Raw genomic sequence first — 9,473 nt, forward strand, 5'->3', positions numbered from 1 at the left:
GCCTATGGCCCAGCGGACATTCTGGAAAGGCTATCTCAAGCTCTCGCTCGTGACCTGCTCGGTCGCGATGATGCCGGCACGCTCCGAGAGCGAGAAGGTCCGCTTCCATACGCTGAACCGCAAGACCGGCCACCGCATCCAGAGCCGCTTCGTCGATGCCGTTACCGGCAAGCAGGTCGCCGATGACGACGAGGTCAAGGGCTATCCAAAGGGCGATGACGACTACGTCATGCTGGAGGATGACGAGCTCGACGCCGTTGCGCTGGAGAGCACGCGCACCATCGATATCGAGCTGTTTGCGCCGCGCTCCTCCGTTGGTTGGATCTGGTACGACACGCCGCATTATCTTGTGCCGGACGGCAAGATCGGTGACGAGGCCTTTTCCGTCATCCGTGAGGCGATGAAAGCGACCAAGACGGTCGGCATCTCCCGCGTCGTCCTCTACCGGCGCGAACGGGCCGTGCTGCTGGAGCCGCGCGACAGAGGCATCGTGCTGTGGACTTTGCGCTATGGCGACGAGGTTCGCGACGATAAGGATTACTTCTCGGATATCAAGAAGGCGAAACCCGAACCCGACATGCGCGCGCTCATGGAGAAGCTGATTACGTCGCGCACCAAGGACTGGTCGCCGGAGCTCGCGCAGGATCCCGTCCAGGACGAGTTGCTCGACCTCATCAAGGCCAAGCAAAAGGGCCGCAAACCGGCAAAAAAGGCCAAGCCGGCTGGAAGCGAGGGCAATGTCGTCAGCATCATGGATGCGCTCAAGCGAAGCCTCGAACCGCGGAAGTAATCAGCCTGCCTTGCGTCGCGGTTCCGCCTTGGCCGCCGTCTTGCGGGAGGATTTGCGCTTCGCCGCGGGCTTGTCGGCCGATGTGCCGCTTTGGTCCGCCTTGGCACTCTGACGGAGAGCGTCGAGCAGGTTGACCACCTTCGCCGGCGCGCGCCGCTTCACCGGCTTAATCATGCGGCCTTCGATCTTTGCCTTGACCAGATCGGCCAGCGCAGTCTCATAGCGGTCTTCGAAGGCCTTGGGGTCGAAACGGCCGGCCTTGGTGCGGATGATATGTTCGGCGAGTTCGAGCATCTCGCCCTCGATCTTCAGCTTCGGAATATCGTCGAAGGCGCCCTCCACCGGACGCACCTCGTATTCGAAATTGAGCGTGGTCGCGATCATCCCCGCATCATGCGGCCGGATCAGGATCGAGCGCATCCGCCGGAAGATCACGGTGCGCGCCAGGGCCGCAGCTTCGCGGCTCGCCATGACGTCGCGGATCAGGGCGAAGGCCTCGGCCGCAACCGGCGTGCTCGGCGTCACGTAATAGGGCCGGTCGAAGAAGAGATCATCGATCTCGTCGCAAGGCAGGAAGGTCGCGACATCGAGGGTCTTGTCGCTTTCAGGAATGGCCTCGGCAATCTCCTCGGGCTCCAGCACGATGTAGTCGCCATCACCGCGATCGTAGCCCTTGACCTGGTCTACCTTCTCGACCGGCTTGCCCGTGACCTCGTCGACGAACTGTCGATGGACGCGATTGCCGGTCTTGCGGTTCAGCGTGTGGAAGGAAATGCGCTCGCTGGTCGAGGCAGCGGTGTAGAGCGCCACCGGGCAAGTCACTTCAGCGACCTTGAGGACGCCTTTCCAGATTGCTCGCGGCGCCACTGTCGCCTCTCAAGTTTTGTGTTCTCGGCCCCAACCTCAGACTCGGTGAACAGCGTCGAGCTTCGGATGTTCCGCTGGCATCTGAGCCGCTTCACCGGCCAGTCTCAGCCTCCATGTCTCCAACAATCCAGCGACATCAATTTCTTCGCCGGCAGATCCGAGAAGCGCCAGCGAGTGTGGAACAGAATCACACTGCAGGCCGTTCGATTCACACTCAGCGGCCTCGAGCCGCTCCCCATCAGGAGTGTCGGACAATGAAAACAACAATCCTCGTTTCGCTCGTCGCAGCTACGATTTCGTTCGGTGCGATCGCTCAGACGAGCACCACATCTCCCATGCCGGCACCGAAGGCTGACGCTGACAAGAATGCCCCGCTGCCGGGCGCCAACAGCTTCACTGAAGGCCAAGCCAAGAGCCGCCTCGAAGCCAACGGCTATTCCAGCGTCGGCGCTCTGAAGAAGGACGACAACGGCGTCTGGAAGGGCACGGCCACGCATGCCGGTGCGCAGGTCAATGTCTCCGTCGACTATCGCGGCAACATCACCCGCAACTGATCTTGACCGGTAAGCCCAACTTTTGGAGCCGAACATGACCCGCACCCTGACCCGTACCTATGAGAACTACGAAACGGCCCGCTCGGTGGTCGAGCAGCTGGAGGCCGCAGGTGTTTCCAGCAACGACATCAGTGTTGTTGGCCGCGCCGGTGCGTCGGATGAGACGAATGCCACGGAGGGCGCTAGCATCGGCGCTGGCATCGGTGGCGCTGCCGGCCTGCTTGCGGGCATTGGCATGCTCGCGATCCCCGGCGTCGGTCCAGTCGTCGCGGCCGGCTGGCTCGCATCGACCGCAGCCGGCGCCGTCGCCGGCGCCGCGGCCGGCGGCATCGTAGGCTCCTTCGTGAAGGAAGGTCACGACAAGGACGAAGCGGATTACTATGCCGAGACAGTTCGCCGCGGCGGTTCCGTCGTTTCGGTCCGCACCGAGCCTGAGCATGAAGCCACGGTTCAGGCCATCCTCGACGGTGCGACTCCCATCGACCGCGCAACGCGAGAAGCCGAATATCGCGCCGGCGGCTGGGAGCGCTTCGACGAGACTGCGGGCCCCTACCGCCCGCCTGTCGTGTGACAGAAGCCCGGCACATTCATGCTTATGGCCTCGTCAGCGTTGCTGGCGGGGCCACTTTCGAACCCGACAGCTGTCATATGACGGCGCATGCATTGATGAACCTAGTAGGTTCGCTTTCATGCCATTCTCATCGCTCCAGAACCCCATTGATCTCGCTCGTGCCCAAGCTGCGCTTGATGACGCCTGGAAGCAGGTTAGACCAATGATCGATGACGGAGATCGTGAACGAGAGCGCACGCGCCTTTCGTACATCGTGGCATCTCTAGTGATGCTAGCGCTGGATGAAGAGGACCTGGTCGATCGCGCACTGCGACAGTATCGGGCGCGCCAATAGGCCGCTCGACAGGGAACCATGGCCGCTAGCCTGCGTTCAGCGGCGAACACTCTTCTTCCATTGCTGGATCAAGCATGAACTCGCACTCACTCGCGGCAATTGACGCCCCGAACGACCTGTTTCGTCCCTTGCAAGCCATCGATTTCTTAAACCCCCCGATTCTGCTGGCGGGGGTTGTCGACAATCTGATGTATGCTTTTTTCAGGGATAGGCTCATGACCGCCCCCCGCGAGGGAATCGTCGTTATCGAACTGAGCACACTTGGGGGTGATCCTGAGGTCGCGCGCATGATGGGAGAGGATATCCGCTTCCATAGCGAGCAGGAGCCGGCACGGCGGTTCGTCTTTCTGGGCAAGACCGCGATCTATTCCGCCGGCGCCACCTTCATGAGCTTCTTTGCCCGCCCGAACCGCTATCTCACGCGCGGCACCAGGCTGATGATTCACGAGCGCAAAATCCAGGCAAACATCATTCTGGATGGCCCGTTGACGATGTGCATCGCCAATCTCAAGGCGAAGCTGAACGAAATCGAACACTCCATCCAGATTCAAAATGAGGGCTTTCAGAACCTCATCGCGGGATCGTCGGTGACGATGGAGCAGGTCCTCAAACTCGCACCAGAGAACTGGTATATCGAAGCCAACGAGGCCAAAAATCTGGGCCTCATCGAGGGTGTGATCTAGTCTGCGCTCGCCTTGAAGCAGGCTCGTAGCTTACGAGTGGCGGCAGAAGGCCGGCGCCGACCCGAAGCGCTGCGGCCAATAAGCTCGCCGGGACGATGGCGTCGCTGTCCAAGCACCATCTGACATAAGTCACGGATCTATTGGCTGCGCTGGCGAGGTGGGTTTCCACGTCGTCGGGCGACATGAAGTTGCACAACACCTTGCTCATCTGCCGCCCCGTGGGAGGACGAGAGCGCCATTGCCTGACCAATACGCCATGATCGGGTACCGAATGAAACATTGGAACGCTCCCGATGTGACGGACACAACGAACAACGCGTGCGTCGAAGGAAGGTTCAGCTGCAATATATCCGCAGGCTCAGTTGGATTGGGCGTTCAGGCTCTCGTGCTTTTTTGAGCTTGTTATGGCCGATGCGTCGGGTCGAGGCGCGCTATGCGGCATGACGTTGATCAAACTGCCCGCGAAAAATCTCTGCGTTGCAATCCTTGCAGCCACCTTGTCCTCAAACGCCCGAAGGCCATTTGAGATATCGCGGAGTTCACACGCTTCCGCCGAGCCTTCTGGCGCGCCAAACAGTTCTTCGAACCGCCTCAGTGCCCTGGCGAGGTCTTCGAAGTTGCGGATAGGGAGTTTGATCATCTCTCGCAGTCGGCAGCTTCGTCGCGTCAGATCGTCCTGATATTCCCACTGGGGCGGGTCGCGGCCTCAGCTGGATCAGGGTGACTTGCCGTTGAAGCGACATGCTTCTCCGCGGCAGCACCTTCCGGATCATTGGCTTCATAAGGGGGATGGGGGCCGCTTGCATGACGTGAGCGCGGGTTTGGACCTGCCCTCGACTCGCTCTCTTCGTTTGGTTGTCCCGGTCTACGCGGCGTGTCGAAATGGCCAGGTGCAGACGCTGCACCGGTCAGCTGGCGATCTTCCCAATCTTTGACTGCTGCGAGCAGCCCAGCCCGTTCATCTGCTGCGGTCGAGCCTTCTTTAGCATCAGCGAGCTGGTGAATTCTGGCTTTTGCCGCCTCGTATGCAGCGCTCGAAGCAATTGCCATGGGCCTCATTCCCTTTGCATCCCAATCGGCGACGAACTGCTCAATGATGCCGCCGCTGGGTTTGGTGATATGAATGCGAGCTAAGCCGTCTTCGACGAACCAATCATCGCCTTCGCGGCGAATGGTGAGCGTCGCGCTCATCTCTTCTCTCCGCTATAGAGTGCCATGCGACGAAGCTGTGCCTCCACAGCATCCGCTGAAAAGCCGACTTCGCGGATAACGCCCTCCAGCTGCGCCTTGGATACACCCAGCTTATCCGTCCAGTATCGGGTCTGGTCTTTGCTGAGATGGATCCGCGAACGATCCAGCGGCTCCCGCTTTCTCTCGTCGCCTGGCATGCGAACCTCCTGACGACAAATCAATCGGCCGGAAGGCGTAGAGTTCCGCAAATCCGGGCTATTCTCGATTTCCAGCGCTTTGGATGCGTTGTCCCATGAGCTCGACGAGCTCACGAACGGTTTTGCACCGTTGCATCGCCTCGTCCGGCATCATGTCGCAATCGTACTCTCGCTCGATCGCGTTGCCGATTAGGGTCAGGTCGTCGATTGTGAAGCCGATGTCGTCAACCTTGGCATGGGGTTCGAGCAGCTCGGGTTTTACCAGCCCTTCGACGGCGATAATTTCGAGCAGACGCTCCACCAAGCCAATCTCCGTCGGCTCCAGATCACCTGACCCAATGCTTGTGCCGTCATCAGCGCCCATGAGTCGCCCGCCAGATCTCGACATTCAAAGCAGGTTGGATGCGCGCGCGCTGTTCAGGCACAATGTCCGATGCTCTTGCTGGATTGGCAATGAGCCTGAGAGACGTCTGATACTCAGCTAGGGATTCGATCATCTTTTCATGAGCCTCATTCGGCCGGGCGCCTGATCCGACGCCAGTTCCAAGGAAGGAACTCCAAGGCCGTCACCAGCGTTCCTTTGATCTCCTGTCTCACCCCAGACAGCCCAAACCTAAGCCGCGTCAACTCCAGCTGGCGGGGCCATTTTTCTTTTTGCGACATGTTGATCATCTGAAGTTTTCGGCTTCAGTTCTGGAACGACGCGCGAGTGCACCGCCTTCCCCTCACAGACGATGCCGGCCATTTTCTTTCACAGGCGCAGCATTCCAGACCGATAATGCGATGGAACGCGTTCGCTTGTCCCCACGTTCTCCCTTCATACGAGTTCAGGAGGATGAGATGGACCATTCTAAGCATACGCGTCTCGCGACTACGGAACTGACGCCCGAAATTCTGGAAGGTGCGACGATCTACGGCCCCGGCGATGAGAAAGTCGGCTCTGTTTCCCATCTCCATGGATCCCAGGTCGTCATCGATGTGGGCGGGTTCCTGGGCATCGGTGCCAAGCCGGTATCCGTGGCGATCTCGGAGCTTGAATTCATGCGCGATGAGGATGGCGGCGTGCACGCCGTCACGAACTGGACGAAGGACCGGCTCAAGGAGATGCCCGAACACGTCGATCCATAACTGCCGACCAGAAGCGCAGAGAGGTTAGGTATGCTTCGCGCCCCCTCGATCTGGTTAGCGATTCTTTCGCGATGAACCGATCGCATCCCTCGGCGCGCGTCGAAGGAAACTGGAAGCAGCTCAAGGGTAAGGTGAAGGAGCAGTGGGGCAAGCTGACTGATGACGATCTCGACGTCATCGCCGGCAAGCGCGACCAGCTCGAAGGCAAGATCCAGGAGCGCTACGGGATCGAGGAGGACAAGGCGAAGACGGACGTCGACACCTGGTACGACCGCCAGACTTGGTGATCACCAGGCTGAGCCCGTAGCTGCACAGCGCGTGCTCGCCGCGTGAGGAAGCCCGACCCTTGCCAATGGGGTCGGGCGTTTTGTTGCCTCCGCTATGAGAACGCGCAAAGCTTCGGGCCATGCCCTTATCCTCGCTTCATGACCCGGCCGATCTGGCCCGCGCTCAGGGCGCGCTTGAAATCGCATGGGAGCGCATCAGGCCGCTTGTTGCCGAGGCCGACCGGAAGCACGAGCACACTCGCCTTGCCTATATCGTGGCGTCCTACGCGCTGGTTGCGGTCGACGAGGACGATCTGGCTCAACGCGCTTGGGATCGCTTCTGGCAGCGTTGACGGTGCGCCATCGTAGTCATTGCACGGGCTGAGACTTGGCCTGTTCCTGGCTGGCCTTCGCGAGCAGAGCTTCCAGCTCGAACAGGGCAGCCATCGGCAGCACCAACAGCACGTCCGCGTCTCCGGCCGTCTCAAACATGATCGTCGCATCGCCGCGAGGATCCGAGCTCATTGAGATGATGGTTGGCCTCACAACGGACAGCGGGATAGTCGGCTTTTCAGACATGGCATTTACGGCTCAATCTTCACAGCGAGCAAGCATCCTACCATGCGGCTCGCAAGAAGATGAACAGGTTGGGTTCTAAGTGCACGCCCCTGCGGCGACGACCTTCGGCAGCAAATAGCTCGCAAATGCCGTGTGTCCCTCCGCGCTAAAATGGAGCCCGTCGGGCAGCTGATAGCCCCGCCCGATCTGGCCGAGCCTATCGAGGGTTACAAGCGCGACTTTTCGCTCTGCCAGCAACTGCTCGATCCGAGAGATTGCTGATGCGCGATCGGGCCCACTATCATTGCCCCCAGGCTGAAGAACGACCACTGTTGTTTGCTTCGTCAAAAGGCGAGGTAGACGGGCGGCCATTCCGCTTGGAGTGTCTCCGGCTACGCCGGCATTGACGACACGCGCTTTGCAGCCCTGCTGGCGCAACATTGCTTCAAGTTGGGCTGGATAGGCCTGGGAGCGATCAACGCCGCCATGCCCGGCGCCCTTGCCTCGACCGAGAGTATTGCTGGCGCCGAGCGCAAGCACGTCGGCAGCAGCGGCATTGATCGCCGATAGCGCTAGAACAACGACAACGATTGCGCTACGCAAAGTTACCCCCGCTTCCCATCTTGCGAACTCTTGTCTCGCGAAAAATGATCTGCCACATAATTGGGTGTCCATGTCAATCGTCTCAGCTAATCGACTCCGTCTAATTCGGCCCATGGAGGTGACTTTTGATAAAGAATTTGATCTTGGCCACGTTTTTGGCTGCTTCAGCCCTGGGTTCGTCGTGGGCAATGGCTGCGGACAGTTTAAGGGGCGTCGGGGTCGTCCTGATCCATGGAAAGGCTGGAGGTCAGGGGCCGCTTCAGAAGCTGGCAGGCGCTCTGAAAAGCGAGGGCGCAATCGTCCTCATGCCCAAGATGTCATGGGCCTCCGGAAGCTATCGGACTTATGAGCAGACGGTCGGGGAGGTTGCGGCAGCGGTGCAGCGTGTCCGCGGCATGGGCGCGCGAAAGGTCGTTCTTGCGGGGCACAGCATGGGAGCCAACATATCATTCGGATATGCCGCGTCGGGCGGTCCGGTTGATGCCATCGTGGCAATGGCTCCGGGGCACAGACCCGACTTTATCGAAGGCATGGCCGGTGACAGCTTGGGACGAGCCCAAGCGATGGTGGCTGCTGGACAGGGCTCCCAGCGCGCCAAGTTCATGGACTTCAATCAGGGACGGGCCTTCCCCATCACCACGACCGCCGAGGCCTATGTCAGTTTCTTCGATCCTCGTGGGTCGGCCGGCAGAGCCGCGTCTGGCAGTGGGGGCTCAGCTTCGGTGCTCTGGGTGGTCGGGACAGACGATAGAGCTGCCATGCGTGATCCAGCGACACGATCCAGAGGAAGCCGTATCGAGGTTGGCGCAAATCATCAGACCACACCAGTTGCAGGCGTTCCCTACATTATCGACTGGTTGCAGAAGACTCTCTAACGGGCGAGCGGCAACATTAGGCTTATGCCTCACCAACCTGACCAAGTGAATGTTCGGGACGGTGGAACCTGTTCCCTCGCAGCCAGTTCCTGACCCGCTATCGTCGTCTCACCCAGCCGCGATAGTGGTGGGCCCTCTGCCAAGATGACCACCTGAAGCGAGCCGGCGCCTATTCCCCCAGCCGGCCGGCTCGCTTCATCCTTTGATCGGTGAGCGAGCCGCGGATGTACCGGCAGCTCCTGATCTAAGGCGGGTGCAGAATTCGGTAGTGCTCGTCCGCGTGGCAGAGCAAAGGGCTGGAGGCCCACAAACCCCGTCGGCATCACCGGCGGGGTTTTGTTTTGCGACCGAACGTTTCCGCAGGCGGTCCTTTCGGCGCGGGTACCGCTGGCTCAAGCCTAAGCTAATCGCCGAAATCGCGCTGCGTGGCTGGGCTGATGATGGCAAGCTCCATCACGCGTCCTGCAAGGGCCTACGAAGGGCCTACGCGAGGATGCGGGCGAAGCTTCGACCCATCGACTGCCTTAGCCTGGCCAGTTGTCGTTTGCTTCGTGCGCCATTGCCCAGAGAAGACACGCACAGAGCTGGAGCTGGAAATCGATCTCGACCTGCTCTGCCTCTTCGGCGCTTCCATTAGCGCAGCCGACCAAGGCCTGAGCGCGCCCCAACGCAGCCGTCAGCTCATCCTGGTTGTTGATCGCCATCCTACCCATGATGGACCCACCGCTTCGTCTATCTTTCGATGCGGTCAGGGTTTGGGCCGCGGCGCTTGCAAGTCCGTCGGGCTTTTCGGGGCGTCTCTGGGATCCACCTGGCCTGACTGCAATTCGCGCTGCGTTTGCAGGTGGTTCAGATT

General features: G+C 60.3%; 17 protein-coding genes. 9 read left to right on the forward strand and 8 right to left on the reverse strand.

The features are described from left to right. Positions 1-4 precede the first annotated feature (4 nt). Positions 5-790 (forward strand): non-homologous end joining protein Ku, encoded by a 786-nt coding sequence (gene ku / locus WFK61_RS23265; protein ID WP_336814436.1) that lies wholly within the window; start codon positions 5-7, stop codon positions 788-790. Here the strand turns inward: ku (WFK61_RS23265) and ku (WFK61_RS23270) are convergent, their stop codons facing one another. Further along, positions 791-1,657 carry a non-homologous end joining protein Ku gene (gene ku / locus WFK61_RS23270; RefSeq protein WP_336814437.1) on the reverse strand — a complete coding sequence of 289 codons (867 nt, stop codon included), beginning with the start codon at positions 1,655-1,657 and terminating at the stop codon, positions 791-793. A 335-nt stretch (positions 1,658-1,992) separates the two neighbouring features. Here ku (WFK61_RS23270) and WFK61_RS23275 point away from each other — a divergent pair, with 335 nt between their 5' ends. The 3 genes from WFK61_RS23275 to WFK61_RS23285 all read left to right on the forward strand — a co-directional run bounded on the left by WFK61_RS23275 (position 1,993) and on the right by WFK61_RS23285 (position 3,799). Beyond that, positions 1,993-2,211 carry a hypothetical protein gene (locus tag WFK61_RS23275; protein WP_336814438.1) on the forward strand — a complete coding sequence of 73 codons (219 nt, stop codon included), beginning with the start codon at positions 1,993-1,995 and terminating at the stop codon, positions 2,209-2,211. Positions 2,212-2,245: 34 nt separating this feature from the next. Continuing rightward, entirely contained in the window at positions 2,246-2,782 is a 537-nt protein-coding gene (locus tag WFK61_RS23280) for a hypothetical protein (protein ID WP_336814439.1), read from the forward strand. A gap of 408 nt (positions 2,783-3,190) precedes the next feature. Further along, complete coding sequence (locus WFK61_RS23285; protein ID WP_336814440.1) at positions 3,191-3,799, forward strand: peptidase S14; 609 nt, start codon at positions 3,191-3,193, stop codon at positions 3,797-3,799. Between the two features lie 358 nt (positions 3,800-4,157). Here the strand turns inward: WFK61_RS23285 and WFK61_RS23290 are convergent, their stop codons facing one another. Genes WFK61_RS23290 through WFK61_RS23305 form a run of 4 tightly spaced genes read right to left on the reverse strand, consistent with a single transcriptional unit; the run spans position 4,158 to position 5,551 of the window. Next, on the reverse strand, positions 4,158-4,439 hold the full coding sequence (locus WFK61_RS23290; protein ID WP_336814441.1) for a hypothetical protein: 282 nt from the start codon (positions 4,437-4,439) through the stop codon (positions 4,158-4,160). 26 nt (positions 4,440-4,465) lie between these two features. Then, complete coding sequence (locus WFK61_RS23295; RefSeq protein ID WP_336814442.1) at positions 4,466-4,990, reverse strand: hypothetical protein; 525 nt, start codon at positions 4,988-4,990, stop codon at positions 4,466-4,468. Further along, a complete protein-coding gene (locus WFK61_RS23300) occupies positions 4,987-5,187 on the reverse strand; it encodes a DUF3606 domain-containing protein (protein ID WP_336814443.1) in 201 nt (66 codons plus the stop codon). Before WFK61_RS23300 ends, WFK61_RS23295 begins: the two co-directional genes overlap by 4 nt. 58 nt (positions 5,188-5,245) lie before the next feature. Continuing rightward, on the reverse strand, positions 5,246-5,551 hold the full coding sequence (locus WFK61_RS23305; RefSeq protein ID WP_336814444.1) for a phosphopantetheine-binding protein: 306 nt from the start codon (positions 5,549-5,551) through the stop codon (positions 5,246-5,248). A gap of 476 nt (positions 5,552-6,027) precedes the next feature. Here WFK61_RS23305 and WFK61_RS23310 point away from each other — a divergent pair, with 476 nt between their 5' ends. From WFK61_RS23310 to WFK61_RS23320, 3 genes are all read left to right on the forward strand, one after another. Then, complete coding sequence (locus WFK61_RS23310) at positions 6,028-6,315, forward strand: PRC-barrel domain containing protein (RefSeq protein WP_336814445.1); 288 nt, start codon at positions 6,028-6,030, stop codon at positions 6,313-6,315. A gap of 71 nt (positions 6,316-6,386) precedes the next feature. Next, positions 6,387-6,602, forward strand: a complete 216-nt coding sequence (locus WFK61_RS23315; RefSeq protein WP_336814446.1) for a CsbD family protein — start codon at positions 6,387-6,389, stop codon at positions 6,600-6,602. Positions 6,603-6,721: 119 nt separating this feature from the next. Next, a complete protein-coding gene (locus tag WFK61_RS23320; RefSeq protein WP_336814447.1) occupies positions 6,722-6,934 on the forward strand; it encodes a hypothetical protein in 213 nt (70 codons plus the stop codon). 16 nt (positions 6,935-6,950) lie between these two features. On the opposite strand, the gene WFK61_RS23325 is transcribed toward WFK61_RS23320, so the two are convergent. Both WFK61_RS23325 and WFK61_RS23330 read right to left on the reverse strand, forming a co-directional pair. Next, entirely contained in the window at positions 6,951-7,160 is a 210-nt protein-coding gene (locus tag WFK61_RS23325; RefSeq protein WP_336814448.1) for a hypothetical protein, read from the reverse strand. Positions 7,161-7,235: 75 nt separating this feature from the next. Then, positions 7,236-7,856 (reverse strand): GDSL-type esterase/lipase family protein, encoded by a 621-nt coding sequence (locus tag WFK61_RS23330; RefSeq protein ID WP_336814449.1) that lies wholly within the window; start codon positions 7,854-7,856, stop codon positions 7,236-7,238. A 29-nt stretch (positions 7,857-7,885) separates the two neighbouring features. On the opposite strand from WFK61_RS23330, the gene WFK61_RS23335 reads away from it, so the two are divergent. Together WFK61_RS23335 and WFK61_RS26160 are read left to right on the forward strand one after the other, a co-directional pair. Then, positions 7,886-8,617 (forward strand): alpha/beta fold hydrolase, encoded by a 732-nt coding sequence (locus WFK61_RS23335; RefSeq protein WP_336814450.1) that lies wholly within the window; start codon positions 7,886-7,888, stop codon positions 8,615-8,617. A 280-nt stretch (positions 8,618-8,897) separates the two neighbouring features. Continuing rightward, entirely contained in the window at positions 8,898-9,254 is a 357-nt protein-coding gene (locus WFK61_RS26160; RefSeq protein WP_442896361.1) for an ATP dependent DNA ligase, read from the forward strand. Here the strand turns inward: WFK61_RS26160 and WFK61_RS23345 are convergent. Then, positions 9,142-9,473: hypothetical protein (locus WFK61_RS23345; RefSeq protein ID WP_336814456.1), on the reverse strand; the 332-nt coding region annotated here is incomplete at its 5' end. The genes WFK61_RS26160 and WFK61_RS23345 overlap by 113 nt on opposite strands.

Origin of the sequence: Allobosea sp. MMO-172, assembly GCF_037147855.1 — a bacterium.
Lineage (GTDB): Bacteria > Pseudomonadota > Alphaproteobacteria > Rhizobiales > Beijerinckiaceae > Allobosea.